Source organism: Janthinobacterium sp. GW821-FHT03C10 (assembly GCF_059420865.1).
Genome location: NZ_JBWKUN010000001.1, coordinates 115,964 through 133,690, shown reverse-complemented (window position 1 = coordinate 133,690; position 17,727 = coordinate 115,964). Strand labels below are relative to the sequence as shown.

Genomic DNA, 17,727 nt, shown 5'->3' with positions numbered 1-17,727 from the left:
GCCCTTAGCGGCATCCGCTTTTTTTTCGTTCAGGCCGCTTGCGGAAAGCGCACGGTCACCTGCAGGCCCCGCCCCGCCTCGCCTTCGGCCAGCGCAATGTCCGCCTGGTGATGCTCGGCGATGTGGCGCACGATGGACAGGCCCAGGCCGCAGCCCCAGGCGTCGTTGCCGTCGGGGCGGAAGAAGCGGTCGAACAGCCTTGCATGGTGCTGGCGCGGCACGCCGGGGCCGTTGTCGGAGACGCGCAGCAGGGGCCTGCCCTCTTCCAGCGCCGCCTGCAGATCGACCCTGCCGCCCTGCTGCGTGTAGCGCAAGGCGTTGTCAATCAGGTTATTCAGCAACACTTGCAAGCCATCGGGATCGGCCTGCACCAGCACCGGGCCCGGCGGCGTTTCCAGCACGCCCAGGTCGATCGCGCGGCTGTCGGCCAGCGCGCTGTGGTCGGCCACGGCCGCTTCCAGCAACTGTGCCAGGTCCACCGTGTGCAGCTGGCTGGCCGCCAGCGCCGTTTCATGGCGCGCCAGGCTCAATAGCTGGCGCACCAGGTGCGTGCTGCGGTCCAGCCGTTCATGCAGCCGCGCCAGCGCCACGCAGCGCTCTTCCTCGCTGCCGGCCCGTTCGGCCACCTGCAGCTGCAGTTTCAGCGCCGTCAGCGGCGAACGCAATTCATGCGCGGCATCAGCGACAAAGGTGCGCTGCGCCGTCAGCGCCGCCTCGAACTGCCCCATCAGGCTATTCAGCGCCAGCGCCACGGGCCGCAGTTCGGGCGGCATGTCGTCGGCCGCCAGCGGCGTCAGGGCGTCCGGCGAACGGCCCGCCACCGATTCGGCCAGCCGGTGCAGCGGCGCCAGCGCGCGCCCCACCACGACGACGATCAGCAGCGCCAGGATCAGCGCGAACACCAGCAGGGGCGCGCCCGCGCGCATGGTCATCTGCCAGGCCAGCTGGTCGCGCACGGCCTGCGCCTGCGCCACCTGCACGTAGCGGCCGCGCCGCGTCTCGCCGTACAGGCGCCAGTCCTCGCCATGCACCGTGACATCGGCAAAGCCGGCCAGCGCATAGCGCGGCAATGCCGGCTGGCCCTGCAGGACGGGCAATGGCTGGCCGTCCTCGTCCCACGCCTGCAGCACGAACGCTTCTTCCGGCTCCTGCGCGGCGGCCAGCCCCGTCTGCGGCTCGAACTCGTCGGGCAAGGCCACGGCCAGCTGGCGCAGCTGCAAGTCGGCCAGCTCATTGGTTTCCTCGAGCAGCGAGCGGAACAGCGAAATGCCGGCGCCCAGCACGCACAGCAAGGTGGCGGCCAGCAAACCGAGCAGCAATTGGCGGCGGATGGTCAGCAAGATGCCACCCGCATCTTGTAGCCCACGCCGCGCACGGTCTGGATGGCGTCCGCGCCCAGCTTCTTGCGCAGCTGGTAGACGTAGACGTCGACGGTATTGCTTTCCACTTCGCAATCCCAGCCGTACAGCTTTTCGCTCAGCTGGCGCTTCGACACCACCTTGCCCGGATGGTCGAGCAAGGCGCGCAGCACGGAAAACTCGCGCGGCGGCAGCTTGATCAGTTCGCCCTCGAACGTGACGTCGTGGCTGGCCAGGTCGAGGATCAACGCGCCATGCTCGATGACCGAGCGCGAACGGCTGACCCGGCGCCGCAGCAGCGCGCGGATGCGCGCCAGCAGCTCGTCGAGGTCGAACGGCTTGACCAGGTAATCGTCGGCGCCGCTGTCGAGTCCTTCCACGCGGGCCGGCGTACCGTCGCGCGCCGTGATGATCAGCACGGGCAACTCGGCGCCCCGCGCGCGCATGGCGCGCAGCACGTCCATGCCCTGTTTGCCGGGCAAGCCCAGGTCCAGCAGCATCAAATCGTAGGCGAAGCCGGCCAGCGCCAGCTCCGCATCGTGGCCATCGCGGACCCAGTCCACGGCATAGCACTCGCCGCGCAAGCCCTCGACCAGGCTTTCCCCGATCATCGGATCGTCTTCCACCAGCAGCACGCGCACCTGGACCTCTCGCAGTCTTGAAAATACCGCTATCTTAACGTGGCTGGGGGAAGCTCGCCTGGCGCGCCGCCGCACGCCTTGTGTCGGGCGCCCATCGCACGAATTCACGAAGCGGTGACTATGTGCGCATTTGGCGCATTTTTTCTGCGGTATATTTTCCTTCCCTCCACGCCACCTGGAAAGGCATGCCATGTCCAGTTCCTCCCAAGATACCGTCATCGTCAAGGCGGCGATTTATCCGCCCATCGGCATTGCCCGCGTGGGCAACAGTCCCAGCGAATACTTTCTGGGACCGGAGGTGCCGGAACCGGCGGCGCGGCCGGCCGGGTATTACCGCGATGCGGCCGGCGCCATCAAGCGCCAGGCGGCCGGTTTTCGCATCTACGGCCTGAATGCCGCCGGCGTGGCGGTGGCCGAATTAAACTCCGGCAATGCCGACATCGAATGGGCCGTCACCCTGGCCAACACCAAGGCGGCGTGGTACCAGTTCCAGATCGCGCTCGATATTCCCGAGGCGAATGTCACCCAGCCCTCGTTCCTGCGCAACATGGCCGTCACCGACCGCGCGCAACTGTCCATCACGCCGGGCGAGCGCAAGATCAGCGGCAGCGAACAGCCGGCCGTGGCCTTCGACGGCGGCCGTTTCATGGGCACGCCCGTCTACCTGGGCGAGTTGCGCACGGACGCCATGGGGCGGCTGATCGTGCTGGGCGGCCATGGCAAGTCGGCGTCGTGGAATGGCGCGCGCGCCATCACCTTCGCCAACAACGAAGGCTGGCATGACGACACGGCCGACGGCCCCGTCTGCGCCACGGTGCGCTACCAGGGGCAGGCCCTGCCCGTCGACATGGCCTGGGTGGTCGTCGCGCCGCCCGACTACGCGCCGCAGCAAAAGTCGGTGCGCACCATGTGGGACTTGATGCGCGACCTGTTTGTTTCCACAGGAAAACTGGCAGCGCCAGCCGTGCCCTCGTTCCAGGACGATATCCGCCCCATTTTCGAGCGCCTGTCCAACCTGCAATGGGTGAATGCGGGTTTCGCGGCCGCCTTCGGCTGGGACGGCAGTACGCCGTTCAGCCGCGACGAATGGATGGCGCGCCTGGCCAGCCCGGCCGAAAGCCGCAGGGAGTGGCGCAACGTCATCTACAACCAGTTCCGCCAGTTCGAGCGCGACGCCTGGGCGCCATCGCCGTGGCCTTGGCTGTATGGCGATGCGATGGCCATCCCGCCGGCAGACACGCCGCGCCAGAACTGCGCGCTGAGCAACTTGCAATTGCGTTTCCTCAAGCAATGGGCCGCCGGCGAGTTCACGGCCGACTACGCGCCCGGCAAGACGCCGCCGCAAAGCCTGGCCGAGGTGGACGTGGCCCTGCAACCGGACACCCTGCTGCGCGCGGCCATGGAATTTTGCCTGGCAGACGCCTTCCACCCCGGCTGCGAAATGACCTGGCCCATGCGCCAGGCCAGCATGTACAGCGCGCCGTTCCGCCTGGCGCACCGGCCGCCGGGCTGGGTCGAGCCCGACTATGGCGCCGTCTTGACGCCGGACAATATCAGCAGCCCCTGCTCGGCACAGATCGCGGGCGGCGTGACGCGCTGGATGGCCGTGCCATGGCAAACGGACACGGCCAGCTGCCGCTCCGGCTACCAGTCCGACTACGATCCCTACGTGCCCACGTTCTGGCCCGCGCGCGTGCCGAACCAGGTGATGAGCAAGCTGGCCTACGATACGGTGATGAACCGCGAAGTTCCCGTCGACGACCGCCTGGCCGCTTTTGCCCGGCGTGCCGCGTGGATACGTCCGCTGGGCAACATCAGCTATGAAGAGCAGATCAACAACATGATCGCCGACCTGGCGCAAGTGGGCGTGGTCGAGGTGCGCCCCGGCCCCACGGACGTGAACGGCTTCCCCGCGTTCCTGCAGGTGGAGAACCTGCCGCCGCCCACGGCCGGCAAGCACCTGCTGCGCGCGGCGGCGGCCATGCCGGACGAGTTCGTCGACGTCGACCTGGAAGGCACGGAAAAAGCGCGCCATCTGCAGCGGCACCGCTTGTGACCTTGCTGCAGGCCGACGTGCTGATCGTCGGCGCCGGTCCGGCCGGCGCCACGGCCGCCCTGAACCTGGCGGGGCGGCACCGGGTCTTGCTGGTGGACCGGCTGGCCGCGCCGCTGGCGCGCATCGGCGAATCGCTGCCGCCGGCCGCCGCGCGCCTGCTGCGGGACATGGGCTTGCTTGACGCCTTCCTGCGCCAGGGCCACGCGCCCTACCACGGCAACCGCGCCTGGTGGAACGGCGCCTGGACGGAGCACCACTTCCTCAGCGATCCCGATGGCCACGGCTGGCATCTGGCGCGCGGCACCTTCGACCTGTGGCTGCGCGACGAGGCGCGCCAGCGCGGCGCCGCCTTGCTGGCCTCGGCAAGTGTGACAGGAATCGCGCCGGGGGACGGCGGCTGGCGCGTGCGGCTGCAGACGCCGCACGGCCCCTGCGACGCGGCGGCGCGCATCGTCATCGACGCGACGGGACGGGGCGCCCGGCTGGCCCGCAGAATCGGGGCGCGGCGCCAGCGCGGCGACCGGCTGGTTTCAGTATGGCAATACGGGCATGACGGCACGCCGTCCGCTCGGGGCTTTGCCCACATCGAGGCTTGCGAAGACGGCTGGTGGTACAGCGCACCCCTGCCCGGCCAGCGCCGCGTGCTGGCCCTGCATACGGATGCGGACTTGCTGGCCAAAACCGGATTGCGCGATGCCGGCTGGCTGGAAGCGGCGGCGCGCCGGCTGCCGGCGACGCGGGAATTGCTGGAGCAGCAAGGCTATGCGGCCGATACGCCCACCCTGGCCACGCCCGCCCATACTGCCAGCCTGGACGCCGGTGCCGGCCCAGGCTGGTTCGCCGTCGGCGACGCCGCCCTGAGCTTCGATCCGCTGTCGTCGCAAGGCATCTTCAACGCCCTGTACACGGGCCTGGCCGCGGCCGAGGCCGCCGACCGCACGCTGCGGGGAGAACCGCAAGCCTGCCAACACTACAATGGGGAGCTGGCGGCCATCGGCGCGGCGTACGAACGCCACCTGGCGTACTGCTACGGCCAGGAAACGCGCTGGCCGTCGGCGCCGTTCTGGCGCCGGCGCGTCCCGGCGCGCCTCAGCTCCCGCTGAAGTCGAAGCGCCACAAGCCCTGCTTGCGGTTCAGAGTGACGTCCGCTTCCTTGACCGTCTCCGGCATCACGTACTGCGTCATGTCCGAGAAATTCTGCGCGATATAGGTTTGGCCCACCATCGGCGGCGAAGCCACCATGAAATAGAAGTTGGGCAGGTGCTCGAAGCTGACCGTCATGTTCGTATCGACCTGCGGCATGGTCACGACCGGCCTGTCGTTGACGTACCAGTTGCTGTCGAACTGGATGTAGGGATTGGTCTGGTTGATCACGCCGCACTGCTGCGGCGTCAGTCCGGTTTGCGCCAGGGATGCGGCGCCTGGCTGCAGCAACGGCGGCGTCATGCCGTTCGGGCTGACGGCCGGCAGCAGCTGCCCCGGCTGCACCGGCTTGCGCGCGGAGACGATTTTGCTGTCGTTGACGCCCAGGCTGGTCACGTCGGTCGAGATCTGCGCCGTGTAGTCGAACGATTCGGTAGTGCCGGGGGCGCCGGCCAGCACTTGCCAGGCGTGGATCTGGTAATTACGCTGCGGATTCTGCGGTTTCAGGAAGACCAGCACGCTCTTGCCCTGCAGCTCATCCGCCGACACGTTGTAGTTGACCTTGAATTGAGTAGTCATCGCCTGCCCTTTGCTCTGGATCTGCCCGGACTCAGGAAAGACAGCGCCAGGGGGACGAGTCCGTGATCTCCCCCCGGCGCCGGTCATTCAGTACAGCGGCACTTGCCTTGCCGATGCGGCAGGACGCTTACTGCGCCAGGTAGCGCTCCGAACGGGGGCCGTACAGCAAGCCGTTCGGCACGCCGGCCGACAGCATGCGCGCATTCGCCGTGCCAGCCAGCGGATGGCTGGCGTCGGTGCTGGTGTTGATGATCTGCTTGACCGCCGCCGTCACCAGCATGCCGACCAGGCCGCCGCCACCGCTGTTATTGCCTTCATTGCTAGACGCGCTGGCCGCGCCCTGCCACAGCAAGGCGCCCGTCTTCAGGTCGACCAGTTTGGCATCGACCGCCACCACCGTCACGCTGTCGATCACGGCGTAGGTGGTGCCGTACTTGGAGATCGTCACGTACAGGCCAGCATCGGCGCCAAAGATCTCGTTGAGCTTTTTCGCATCGACACCGTGGATATCGGCCGCGTTCGTCAAGCCGTTCTGCTTGAAGGTCTCGCCCACCACGGCCACCGGCAGCACGTAGTAGCCCGCTTCGGCCAGCGGATAGGTCACTTGCGCGTAGACGCTGTTGCCGGCATTGACTTCCGGCGAGTTGTTCAACGGCGGCAAGACCACGATGGAGCGGGGCTTGGCGGCCTTGAAAGCCGTGTAGTCGTAGGCCGCCTGCTTGGTGGCGCAACCGACCATGAAGATGGCGGGACCCAGGCACAGGGCCATTTTCAACATGCGCGACATCATAATTTTTCGCCTTTTTTCATTTTACCCAACAGGAAGTCCATGTACGGCGCCGATTCCGGGAACAGCTTCTTCTCGTCCTCGAACTGCGCGGCGACCTGCTCCGGCTTGCCGGCGATCGAGTACAGCATGCCCAGGTGGGCATGGAAGCCCGGCGGCGCGTGATTGCCCTTGGCAGCGATCACTTGCAGGTCTTTTTCCATGGCGGCGACCTGCTGCTCCGGGCTTTCGCCCTTCAGGTATTCGTACACTTGCGGCTGGTAGCCTTCCCATTGGTACAGGGACTTCGATTGCGTGGCGCAACCGGTCAGGGCGGCACAGGCGAGCATGGCCAGCAGGGCTGCGCCCTTGTTCATCATTGTTTTCATGGGATACCTTATTGTTTGCGCAATGCGCCCGCTTCGACGCCAGCCACCAGGCGCTCGACCGCTTCGCGCATGGCCAGGTCCAGGACTTTACCGTTGAGGGTGGCGTCATAGCTGGCGGTGCCGCCAAAGCCCAGCACTTCACGGTTCGACAGGCTGTATTCGCCAGCGCCGCCGGCCGAGTACACGACTTCCGAGGTGGCGATATTGACGACGTTCAAGGTGACCTTGGCATACGCCACTTGCGTCTTGCCGCGGCCCATGATGCCGAACAATTGCTTGTCGCCAACTTCCTTGCGGCCGAATTCGGTCACGTCGCCCGTGACGACGAAGTCCGCGCCCTTGATGTTCTGGCCCTGCTTCTTGAATTCGGCTTCCTGCTTGAGTTCCGCCATGTTATCGCGGTCGAGGACATTGAAGCGGTTGGACGTTTGCAGGTGCGCAATCAGAATCGTCTTCGACTGGCTGCCCAGGCGGTCGACGCCATCGGAAAAGATGCCGCGCATGAAGTTCGAGCGGTTGTCGAACTTGCCGACAGCGATCAGGGTGCGTGGACCGACGTAGGGTCGGGCCGCGCTGGCGACTGTGGGAACAGCCAGGGCTTGCGACGATTCGGAAGCACAGCCAGCCAACGCCACGCCAATCAGCGCTGCAATCAACAACGCGCCGGGTTTATTCTTGTTCATAGTGCCCTTAAGATATGGAGGATCAGGAGCAACCCGCAAAATTGAATTTTGGCAAGTTAATTTCCTAATTGCAATTATATGAGATTGCATGTCTCACAATTCTCTCCAAAAGTAACGATGATAAAGATTGCATTGTTGCCAGCAATGACAGGCGCGGCGCAGCTTGACTTCCCGGGTCCGATTCGCTAACTTAGCAGTAAAAAAGCGTGTCGCCAGCGCCACTGTCCCGCACAGACCTTGCCCGCCGGCCTGCCCCACCCGGCGCCCACTCCACGCTCCCTCATAGACGGGTATCCAGGCCATGCCGACACACGATCGTTCCCCGTCCCATCCGCTGGCCACGGCGCTGGCGCTGTCGCTGGGCGCCGCCGTCGCCCTGGGCCTGTCGCGCTTTTCCTACGGTTTGCTGCTGCCGCCCATGCGTGACGACCTGGGCTGGTCCTACCTGCTGGCCGGGGCCATGAACACCTTCAATGCGCTCGGCTATTTTCTCGGCGCCCTGGCCACGCCGGCCCTGATGCGCCGCCTGGGCGTGTGGCGCCTGCTGATCGCCGGCAGCGTGCTGGCCAGCGTCTTCATGCTGCTGTCGGGCCTGGTCAGCGACACGGCCGCCCTGTTCCTGCAGCGCGTGTGCGCGGGCGTGGCCAGCGCCTTCATTTTCATCGCCGGCGGCGTCCTGGCGGCGCGCCTCGGTTCCATGCACAGCCAGCACGCGGGCTTCTACATCGGCCTGTATTACGGCGGCACGGGCTTCGGCATCGCCCTGTCGGCCCTGCTGGTGCCGGCCGCATTGGCCGCCGCACAGGACCACGGCGCCGCACATGCCTGGCAATGGCCATGGCTGGCCTTGGGCATCGCCTGCCTGGCCGCCACCGCCATCATGTCCCTGCCGGCCAAAGCGATCGGCGAAGCGCCGCGCGCCCTCGACACGCCACGGCGCTTCGCCTGGCGCGATTTCGCTCCCAGCCTGGCCGGCTATTTCATGTTTGGCGTCGGCTACATCGGCTACATGACCTTCGTCATCGCCCTGCTCAAGCAGCAAGGCATGAGCGCCACCTCGATCACCGTGTTCTACACGGCATTGGGGCTGGCGGTGGTGGCCTCGTCGCGCATCTGGGCGGGCATGCTCGACCGCTACCGGGGCGGCGAATCGCTGGCGATATTAAATGGCGTGCTGGGCGTGGTCACCATCCTGCCCGCGCTGACGAGCGCTGTGCCCGTCGTGTTCCTTTCCGGGCTGGTCTTCGGCGCCGTGTTCCTGTCGGTGGTGGCCTCGACCACGGCCCTGGTGCGGCATAACCTGCCGCACCAATCGTGGACGGCCGGCATCAGCGCCTATACGACCGTGTTCGCGCTGGGCCAGATCGCCGGCCCCATCGTCGTCGGCTGGATCGCCGACGGCCCGGCCGGACTGGAGCGGGGCTTGATCGCCTCGGCCATCGCCCTCTTCATCGGCGCGGCGCTGGCTACGCGGCAAAAAGCGCTGGCGCCAGCCGCATAGTAGACTGCAAGCCTGGACCACATTCGCGGAAAGCACACGATGAACACCGAAGCACGAAAACGCCCGGCAACGATGGATGCCGAAACGCTGGAATTCATCCAGGGCCTGTTCGCCCTGGTGCGCGAAGGCGATACGCAGCAACTGGGCCCCATGCTTGCCCAGGGCGTGCCGGTCAACTTCCGCAACGAAAAAGGCGACAGCCTGATCATGCTGGCCAGCTACCATGGCCACCTGGAAACATCGCGCCTGCTGCTCGAAGCGGGCGCCGACGCCAACGTGCCCAACGACCAGGGCCAGACCCCGCTGGCCGGCGTGGCCTATAAAGGCTATCTGGACATCGCCGCGCTGCTGCTCCAGCACGGCGCCAGCGTGGAAGGCGCCAGCCCGGACGGCAAGACACCGTTGATGATGGCCGCCATGTTCAACCGCCTGGCCATCCTCGACCTGCTGCTGCGGCACGGCGCCCGCATCGATGCCGTGGACAGCCGCGGCATGACTGCCGTTTCACTGGCCAAGAGCATGAACGCGCAGGAGACTTTGACCCGGCTGGTCAGCCTGGGGCAAACCACGTAGCCGGCTTGGGAAGTTTCCAAGTCGCCACACGACATCGCCATCCTTGATCTTGTCAGCGTCTCTAATAACACCACAGACTACTCTCCCGTTGACCCGGCCGGAAAAATTATGCATATCTTCGCCATCGTAAAAACTCAGCATGGCTGCATTCACCAACGCCCCTGGCATGCCATTGATGGCGGCAGCGACGCCACCTGCCAGATTTTTTTCCGCGAGGCAGTTTTGAATTTTACTGAGTAAATTGACACTTGTTGCAGCCACATGAAATTCTGTGATTTTTCCTTCCACAGTAAAAAAACTTCCTTGGAAGAAGCATGTTTATTACTCTCTGCGGCCATCATACGCACCCTGACAATTACGACTGAATCTATTTTGATGTTTTCTGCGATTTCACTACGTAGACAAGGTGAGGACGCACCTCTATTTGGCGTGAAACAATCCACTTTTAGTTCAACAATTTAAAATTTAAAAGTTAATTGAAATTTATCAGGCAGATTGAATGTTGTATTTCAACCTGTGCTTCCTCAAGGCCAAATCACAATTCACGCCACCATATCCACGGCTTTGATCTTTATACATGGTAATACCTCCGCGTATATCCAAATCATCCGGCTTTGGAAAACCATATGCAGTGAAAATCGCTGATGCATATTCTGAATAATAACGCATGGACTTGTAGGTCCAGTATTCAAATGGAAAAATGATCAGCAAAGGAAGCAGCAATATAATACTGCAGGCTATCAAGGGCTTTACCAGGTCATCCATGGAAATATCGACGCTGTAAAAAAACCCGCCAAACATCACGATCCAGATGAATAAGGTAAAACGCCAAGCGACCTTCATACAGGCCCTGAAAAATGCCCGCTCTCCGCAATAGGTATTCAATGGCATTAATAACAAACTATCGCCGATGCGCAGCAGACTGTGTACATGCAGTATCTCCCGCCGTTCAGTCACAACCAGCTTGACAACATCGCCATCCTTGAGCTTATTAGCATTATCAAAGACACCACACACCACTTTGCCGTTAACTAGTCCGGCAAAGTTGTATGCATCTTCACCATCATACAAACTCAACATGGCTGAATTGGCCAATGCACCATACATGCCGTTGACGGCAGCCGCAACTCCGCCAGCAAGGTTTTTTTCCGCCACATTTTTCTCTATATCTTTGAGCAAATTGATGGTCGTCGCTGAAATATGCAGTTCCGTCAATATTCCTTCGACAGTAAATAAAATTTCATCGGAAAATCTGCTTGTATTTTTTTCTTTGCTCATCAGCCTACCCCTGCGTTTTAGGATTGAATTGCCTTGAAGGCCTTTTGCAGTTCCATTAATTCCTTTTCAGCCGTGTCATAAGGTTTTTCGCTGAACCATCCCCTATTTTTCCTGTAACTACATGCTTGAAACCAATTCTCCAAGTCATCATCCATGATCCACACGCGATATCCGACTTCCACCACCGTCACCGCTACGCCAATCAAATTAAATCTGGCCAGTCTGATCAACCACAGAGTGCGGCCTGCCCCCAATCTGCCCGCCAATGTTGCTGATTCGGCAAAAAAATGCGTCATTCTGAGGGCGAGGACAGAATTACTCATCAGCGTAGAACTGGCAATCCGCCACAACAAGGGTGCCGCATAAGAAAAAGCTGCAATCATCCCCAATCCCGTATTAAACAAACCGATAATGGCGCGTCCCACATATATTCCAAAGAGAATCCAATTCACCCGTTCTTTGTTGTACTCATCGTAAGCGGAAAGCATATCCAAGCACGATGCAATCGCGCCAGCACTGGCGCCTAACGTTCCGGCCGTCATTTTTAGGCCGCCACGTATGACGTCTGCCGCATTATTAATTCCGGCAATATTTTTGTAGGGTTCAATTTCCCTGATTGATTTTGCCACGGCATATACCAGATCGAAGGACATGCTACTCAGCGACAGGATAGATGCTGTAATTTCCGCCTTGATCCTTGGCGATTCCGTAAAATGCGTCAATTTCGTTGACAGCGAAATGCCTTCGATCGACATCAGAACAACGCCTAGCCTGGCGTGGCGAAAATTGTTGGTCGCAGGTCGTTTCCCCTTATCAAGTTCATCCAGCGTCAGCTTGATCTTGTTTTTGACTTTCAGCTGTTCATCCTGAATTAGCTTTTCTATGCTGCCCTCTACTTTTGCTGCATCTGCTTGGGCAATTCTGGTCGCTTCGGCCCGCGCCATGCGCGCAGCCTTTTTATCGATACCCTGTTCCAGCTTGTTTTTCTCGTTTTCTGTTTTAAGGGTGTCAGCATATTTTTTTGCCTTTTCCTGCAACTCTCCAACAAGCTTAGTTTTCAAGGGATTCATCAACTCCTCAAAGCCGATCTTTTCCGCCAGGTCGGTCAGCTTGGAGTACAGCAATGCACCGACGACGCTGGAAATCGCTTTATCAAGCCTGCTGCTGGTGCTGGATAAGGCTTGGGTCCACTCTGATATTCGCGCAAAGGCCATGCCTTCCGCGCTGCGATGATATTTAGACAAACTGTGTATTTTTGAACCGATCTTTGCCTCTTCCTGGCCGGTATGAATCTTGATAACGTCCTTATCTCGTAACCATTCATCCCAGGCGGAGTCGATCTTCTTGAAGGAATCGACCAAGCCTTTGCATGCCTTCAGCCATGGTGCGCTCTGGACCTTTGAAATATCGCCAGACGCCTCGACCTGGTCTTTCGCATCTTGAAAAGTTTTCTTCGCTTCCTCATACAGCGACTTAAGATTGTAAAAATTTGTGCGCATATACAAATTTTTCCGCTCGATCGTCGTTACGTCCATCCACTTTCTAAGTAGCGGTAAATTTCCCTTGTAGGCAAACATACCAAACGTACACAGTGAATGCTCCAAGGTAAAGCAAAAGCCGCTACTCAGGTTCTGCTCATCATAGGTATCGAAGGCATCGACGAGTTCGGCGGATGTCACCCATTTGATATGGTCCGCATTTCTTTTCTTTGTTTCTACATCCGCCTTTTTTGACAGATTTTCCAGGGTTTTCTTGAACAGATCGATTTCATCGAGCGCTATCAATGACTCATATTTGCTGCTGAATTTTTCACGTTCATTCTGCTCACTGGTCGCCAATATTTGCTCGCGCCGCTTCTCGCGCGCAGCCTCGTTTTTTCTCATCCTGTCCTCGATGATCTCTGCCTCCTTGACACGATTTAACTTCCTGAGTATCGCCGCATTATCTTTGTCGATCGTCGGCATCCTGCTCGCATCCATTTCAGCAAGGCTCTTCTTCCTGATTTCGACGCCATATTTGATGGCGGATTCCTTGACATCCTCGATCGCGATCATCACCTCCAGTTTTCGCCGGTTGCTGACTTTTTCCTTGTCCTCACGATCGAGAAAATTTTCAAGCGGCTGCAGGGCGGCATTACGAAAATCATTCAATTCCTGCGTGATGCCGATCGGGTCAAACAGAACAAATGCTGCCGCCTTCGTCGCCACCATTTTCTCTTCCAGCTTCCCCATCCGCCCGCCCGGCGTCGCCAGTGGAAGATTTGCCATGCCTACATATGCATCGGAACTTCCCATGTAGAGCTGCTGCATGAGATTCTTCCCCAAGGGGCTCTTCCAGGCATTGTGATATTGCCTGGCGAGTACGGCTTCGGGAACATACTTGCCAAGCTCTTCAGGTTTCAGGCTGTGGGGCTGCGCGGTACTGCCTGCAGCCCATTCCTTCGGCAGAAAAACCTGCATCTGTCCCTTTTCAGCCCTGGCGTCGGCATTGGCCGCATACGCATCGAGCCTGTCTTGCGTCATGGCAGTTGGCGTAAACAACAGATAAATTTTTTCGACAAACTCGATCTTGTCGATCGCGATCATGCTGGCGTTGATGCCGCAGGTGCTGCGGTCGCAAGAAAAATTCACGGCCGCCGATGGCGGCGTATCGACGGGAAATTTGGACAGGAAGGCGTCGTCGTCGGCAAAATAGCCTTCCCAATACAACAATCCCGACCGCTTGATCAGCACGTACAGGAAACCGGAGCGCAGCAGGCGCGGCGCATAGCTGGCGTTCTCCAGCGTGATGTGCTTGACCTTGTCGCCCAGCTTGCCGGGCAAGGCGGGGACCTGACTGGCCGCGCCCTCGCCGACCACTGCCGCATAACGCAGTGGCAAAATGAACAAGCCGTTCTTATCGCAAAATTTACAGTCTTTCATCGCTCTTCCTGTTGGGTGGGCGGCACGCGGTCATCCTGCTGGGCATCAGCCCAGGGAATGCAGACGGGCGTTCAATACGATATCCAGTGGCAAGCCTTGCATGCTTGCCATTCGCATCAGTTCCCCAAGGGCGGGGTGCGAGGTGAAGGCCTGGCCGTGTTCGACGGCGCGCCAGGCATAGGCGATCTGATCGTCCGCCTGCGCCAGGCCCGCATTTGCGCTGTCGACAAGATAGCGGTCGATCTGCGCATCGATGCCGGCGCCGATTGGCGTTTGCCTTGCGCGCAGGATGCGTACTACCAGGTTGATCTGCTCGATGCGGTCCATCGCCTGCGTGGTTGGCTCATCGATGCGCAGGGGAACGTCTTGTACTGCCGACACCAGCTGCGCATGGCCATGCCGGATCAGCTGCCCATCGCGATCGAGCTGGCACCAGGTCTCCACAGGACCGAGCAGATCGGCAAAACTGCTGTACCCCGGCGTGCCTGCCGCGATAGACGGCGGCAACAGTCTTGCCAGATGCGGCATGACGCGGGGGTCGAAATAGCGCAGGTAGACGGCTTCGCCGGACGGATAGCGCACATTCAGGCGCGCCAGCATGGCGCTGCGCAGGCGCGCCAGGGGCGCATGGCTAAATAGCCAGGCGCAGATGCGGGGCACCGCGCCCGGTTCGGCATGCTGCTCTTGCGCCAGCTTCAAGCTATGTTCGACCAGCGCATAGTGCTCGGGCAGCTGGTTGGACAAGGCGAGCAGCATCGGCGCGCGCTGCAGGTCATCCTCGAAGATCGGGTCATCGAGCAGCACGCTGGCCGCGGGCGGCGACAGAGCCTCGATCGCCTCGCGCAGGGGATTGTCGATGAACTGGTCGATCAGGACGACGGTCCTGTCATAGTCGCGGGCCACGTTGTAGAGCACTTCATCGGCGCGCGCCGTCGATACCGCCGCCGGAGACAGTGCCGGCGATGGCGCTTTATCGTTTGACACTGGCCGCTCCCGCCTGCGTGGCATCGAGAAGCTTCAGTGCGCAGCCTTTTAATTGTCCTATCGGCAAGGCCAGCGGTACAGGACTGGCGCTCGCCGGCCCCGTCAACTCCTTCATGCCAGCCTTGAATTCCATCTTGCCGGGGCCGTGAATCTCGATATTGCCGCCTTCGAGCTTGATGTAGGCGCCCTGCACCGTCAGCAGCACATGCTGCTTGCCGTTCACGTTGACGCTCTTGCTGACGCTGGCCACGGTCACGGCCTTGTCTGCGGTTAATTTTGTTTCATCGGACTGGCTCTGGGTGCTGACCTTGCCGCTGGCGGCGTGCAGGCGGATGCCCGTTTCCTGATTCGGTTTGTCGGCCTTGCTGGCCTTGCCGTAGGTAAACAGGCTGATGCCGGAACTGACCGCATGAAAATGGTTGCCTTGCGCGCCGAAGTTGATGTCCTGCCCGGCCGCGATGCTGCTGGTATTGCCGGCGGCAAGGAGCGCGTTGAGCGGGGTGGTGGCGGCGATGCCGGCCGGACTGGACAATTGCAGCTGCGGCGCGCCATAGGCCGTGGCCTGGCCATCGCCTGCGCCTTCCGCGCCCTTGAGCATTTCTATGCTGTGCGCCAATTGTTTCAGCGCCGGCAAGGTGCCGGGCGCCGCGTCGGCCTGCCCTTGCCCGCCGTCCAGCACGGCCTTGTGCTTTTGCGCCGTCTCGGCAAGCGATGTCAGCAGGGCCAGGCTCTGCTCGATCTGGGCCGCCGCCTCCTTGCTATCCATCTGCGTGCCGCTGGCGTTCGTGCGCCCGTCGGTCGACAGCAGCAACCCCTGCCCCGCGCGCAGCGCGGCGCTGTGCTCGGTTTTCAGCTCGGCGCCGAAGCCGGCGGCGGCCAGCCGCTGGTTGTCCGTCTGATGGCGCAGGTGTCCCAGGTTCAGCTCGGCAGTACCCTGGTGCGCGCCGGCATGGCGCTGCAGGGCCACGCGCGGCTGGCCCGGGCTATCGTCGAACACCAGCTGGCTGTACGCAGCACCACCCTGCTGGCTGGCCTGCATGGCCTGGCTCTTGATGCCGGACAACGCGGCCGGGTGGGCATGCGCGCCCGCTTCGCCGGGAAACCAGGCTGGCGCGTTGCCGGTGGCCGGTCCGGCGCCATGCGCCACGCGGTTATTCTGGGCATCGGCCGTGCCCTGGCCGTTGTAGACGGCGCCGATGACGACAGGCCGGTCGATATTGCCCTCAAGAAAATCGATCAATACTTCCTGGCCGATGCGCGGCAGCGCATGGCCGCCCCAGTTGGCGCCCGCCACCGGCGCCATGGTCGAGGCCACGCGCACCCAGGTACCGGCGCTGTCGTCGCCCGGCGCGCCCGTATGCCCGCCGCCTTGCGGATGCTCGAGGCGGCTGTGGCTCATGACGCCGCGCTGCCAGTGAAATTGCACCTTGATGCGGTGGTCGCGGTCGGTGTGAATCACGGCGCCGGCCGGCCCCACCACGACGGCCGTCTGCTGGCCATGTACGGTCGGGCGCGGATGCAGCAAGCAGCCATGCTGGTCCTTGCCGCTGGCGCGATAGGGAATATTGCTGCGGATGGCGTCGATGCGGTTGCGGTACAGGGGCCGCTCGGCAATGGCGCCCTGCAGCGCGGACATGCGATGCAGGCTGCCGGCGTGCTCCTTGCGGATGGCCGCATCGAGCAGGCCCGTCTTGAGCGTTTGCAGGATCGACGACTGCAGATCCGCGCTCAGGTTGTTGTGCATCAAGTGGACCGTGCGCACGACCAGGAAAGTGCGCTCGGCGTCGCTGCCGGCCTGGTCGAACACCGGCTGTCCCTGCAGGACAAACGTGGTGCCCGGCGACAAGGTACGCACGGTACCGGCCGCCACGTGGATCTCCTTGCCCGCTTCCAGCGCCTGCAGCTGGTTGCACGCGATGCGCTGGCCCTGTTCGCGCGAGGCGTAGGCATAGGCGCCGGGCGCGTCGCGGCTGAGCAGCTCCACGCCCTGCGCCGCCCCCCCTGCTCCCGCCGCGCTGGCAACGCGCTGGTCGAGCGAGCGGTAATCCCAGCTGCCCATTTCGATGGCATTGGTCTGCTGGCGCAATTCGGTGCGCCAGCGGTCGATACTGTCGACCTTCATGACGGCGCCTGGCTGCGTAAAATTGATGCCGCTCTGGGCATTGGGCTTGAATGCGCCGTTATGGTCAGCGATCACCAGGCAGTGGCTACCCAGGCCGGGGCTGCCGGGATCGCCGCTGTGTTCATAGTAATAAAACAAGCCTTCCTCATACATCAGCCGCTGGGCGTAGGCCCAGTCGCTTTCCTGATACTGGGTGCTCAGGCTGCGCTTCGGATATGCCGCGCGGTCGAGAATATCGAAACGCCAGGCCGGCGCCAGCTTGCCCTGCCCTTGGTAGGCGGAAAACAGCGCGTCGAGGATGTCGAATACCGTCATATCCTGGAACACGCGGCTGTCGCGGCCGTGGTCAAGAAAAGCGCTCCATGGTTCGATGGTCAGGTGATAGCGCGCCATGCCGCCGTTCGCCCCGGCCAGCTCGACACCCGTGATGTGGCCGTGGAACGGGCGCAGCGCGTCGGCGCTGGTGGAGGTCAGCAATTGCAGCAAGGCCGGCTGGCCGATCAGGGTGCGCAGCGAAATGCCCGCGTCGGTCGACAGGGCCGCGATCTGGAACACGAAGTCCGTACTCAAGCCCTCCTCGCCGCGCACGCATTCGGCCAGCAGGCGGTCGGCGCCGAGGGGCGTGGTCAGCTGCAACAATCTGCTGGCTTGCGTGAAACTGGCGGGCAAGGACATCGACATCCGGAAACTCCATCACGCGGCTTCCCGCAAAAAATTAGTAAATAAGCACTTT

The 17,727-nt window shown here is 62.0% G+C and carries 15 protein-coding genes; 5 read left to right on the top strand and 10 right to left on the bottom strand.

What is annotated here, in order from left to right:
- Nucleotides 1-29: 29 nt before the first annotated feature.
- Nucleotides 30-1,340 (bottom strand): ATP-binding protein, encoded by a 1,311-nt coding sequence (locus tag AC07VH_RS00440; RefSeq protein WP_489627665.1) that lies wholly within the window; start codon nt 1,338-1,340, stop codon nt 30-32.
- A complete protein-coding gene (locus AC07VH_RS00435; protein ID WP_070288051.1) occupies nt 1,334-1,999 on the bottom strand; it encodes a response regulator transcription factor in 666 nt (221 codons plus the stop codon). Before AC07VH_RS00435 ends, AC07VH_RS00440 begins: the two co-directional genes overlap by 7 nt.
- Before the next feature lie 190 nt (nt 2,000-2,189).
- Between AC07VH_RS00435 and AC07VH_RS00430 the strand changes: the two genes are divergently transcribed.
- Both AC07VH_RS00430 and AC07VH_RS00425 read left to right on the top strand, forming a co-directional pair.
- Nucleotides 2,190-4,055, top strand: coding sequence for a LodA/GoxA family CTQ-dependent oxidase (locus tag AC07VH_RS00430; RefSeq protein WP_489627666.1), 1,866 nt, complete (start codon nt 2,190-2,192; stop codon nt 4,053-4,055).
- Nucleotides 4,052-5,158, top strand: coding sequence for a tryptophan 7-halogenase (locus AC07VH_RS00425; protein WP_475415947.1), 1,107 nt, complete (start codon nt 4,052-4,054; stop codon nt 5,156-5,158). Before AC07VH_RS00430 ends, AC07VH_RS00425 begins: the two co-directional genes overlap by 4 nt.
- Here the strand turns inward: AC07VH_RS00425 and AC07VH_RS00420 are convergent.
- The 4 genes from AC07VH_RS00420 to AC07VH_RS00405 form a co-directional block, all read right to left on the bottom strand.
- Nucleotides 5,145-5,777: a hypothetical protein gene (locus tag AC07VH_RS00420; RefSeq protein WP_489627668.1), complete on the bottom strand. Its 633-nt coding sequence runs from the start codon at nt 5,775-5,777 to the stop codon at nt 5,145-5,147. The two genes, AC07VH_RS00425 and AC07VH_RS00420, sit on opposite strands and share 14 nt — an antisense overlap.
- 127 nt (nt 5,778-5,904) lie before the next feature.
- Nucleotides 5,905-6,567 carry a DUF799 domain-containing protein gene (locus tag AC07VH_RS00415; protein WP_489627669.1) on the bottom strand — a complete coding sequence of 221 codons (663 nt, stop codon included), beginning with the start codon at nt 6,565-6,567 and terminating at the stop codon, nt 5,905-5,907.
- Nucleotides 6,564-6,923 carry a DUF4810 domain-containing protein gene (locus AC07VH_RS00410; RefSeq protein WP_494787093.1) on the bottom strand — a complete coding sequence of 120 codons (360 nt, stop codon included), beginning with the start codon at nt 6,921-6,923 and terminating at the stop codon, nt 6,564-6,566. Before AC07VH_RS00410 ends, AC07VH_RS00415 begins: the two co-directional genes overlap by 4 nt.
- 17 nt (nt 6,924-6,940) lie before the next feature.
- Nucleotides 6,941-7,615, bottom strand: coding sequence for a CsgG/HfaB family protein (locus tag AC07VH_RS00405; protein ID WP_494786374.1), 675 nt, complete (start codon nt 7,613-7,615; stop codon nt 6,941-6,943).
- 301 nt (nt 7,616-7,916) lie between these two features.
- Between AC07VH_RS00405 and AC07VH_RS00400 the strand changes: the two genes are divergently transcribed.
- The 3 genes from AC07VH_RS00400 (at nt 7,917) to AC07VH_RS00390 (ending at nt 9,929) form a co-directional block, all read left to right on the top strand.
- Entirely contained in the window at nt 7,917-9,116 is a 1,200-nt protein-coding gene (locus AC07VH_RS00400; RefSeq protein ID WP_494786373.1) for a YbfB/YjiJ family MFS transporter, read from the top strand.
- Between the two features lie 39 nt (nt 9,117-9,155).
- Nucleotides 9,156-9,689, top strand: a complete 534-nt coding sequence (locus AC07VH_RS00395) for an ankyrin repeat domain-containing protein (protein WP_494786372.1) — start codon at nt 9,156-9,158, stop codon at nt 9,687-9,689.
- A gap of 108 nt (nt 9,690-9,797) precedes the next feature.
- Nucleotides 9,798-9,929 carry a hypothetical protein gene (locus tag AC07VH_RS00390; protein ID WP_494786371.1) on the top strand — a complete coding sequence of 44 codons (132 nt, stop codon included), beginning with the start codon at nt 9,798-9,800 and terminating at the stop codon, nt 9,927-9,929.
- A 246-nt stretch (nt 9,930-10,175) separates the two neighbouring features.
- Here AC07VH_RS00390 and AC07VH_RS00385 read toward each other — a convergent pair whose 3' ends face one another.
- From AC07VH_RS00385 to AC07VH_RS00370, 4 genes are read right to left on the bottom strand one after another with little or no spacing between them, the layout of a single operon-like run.
- Nucleotides 10,176-10,967, bottom strand: coding sequence for a putative type VI secretion system effector (locus AC07VH_RS00385; RefSeq protein WP_494786370.1), 792 nt, complete (start codon nt 10,965-10,967; stop codon nt 10,176-10,178).
- Nucleotides 10,968-10,984: 17 nt separating this feature from the next.
- Complete coding sequence (locus AC07VH_RS00380; protein WP_494786369.1) at nt 10,985-13,888, bottom strand: T6SS effector BTH_I2691 family protein; 2,904 nt, start codon at nt 13,886-13,888, stop codon at nt 10,985-10,987.
- A 45-nt stretch (nt 13,889-13,933) separates the two neighbouring features.
- Nucleotides 13,934-14,872, bottom strand: a complete 939-nt coding sequence (locus AC07VH_RS00375; protein ID WP_494786368.1) for a DUF4123 domain-containing protein — start codon at nt 14,870-14,872, stop codon at nt 13,934-13,936.
- Nucleotides 14,859-17,675, bottom strand: a complete 2,817-nt coding sequence (locus tag AC07VH_RS00370) for a type VI secretion system Vgr family protein (protein WP_494786367.1) — start codon at nt 17,673-17,675, stop codon at nt 14,859-14,861. The genes AC07VH_RS00375 and AC07VH_RS00370 overlap by 14 nt, the downstream gene beginning before the upstream one ends.
- Between the last annotated feature and the right edge of the window lie 52 nt (nt 17,676-17,727).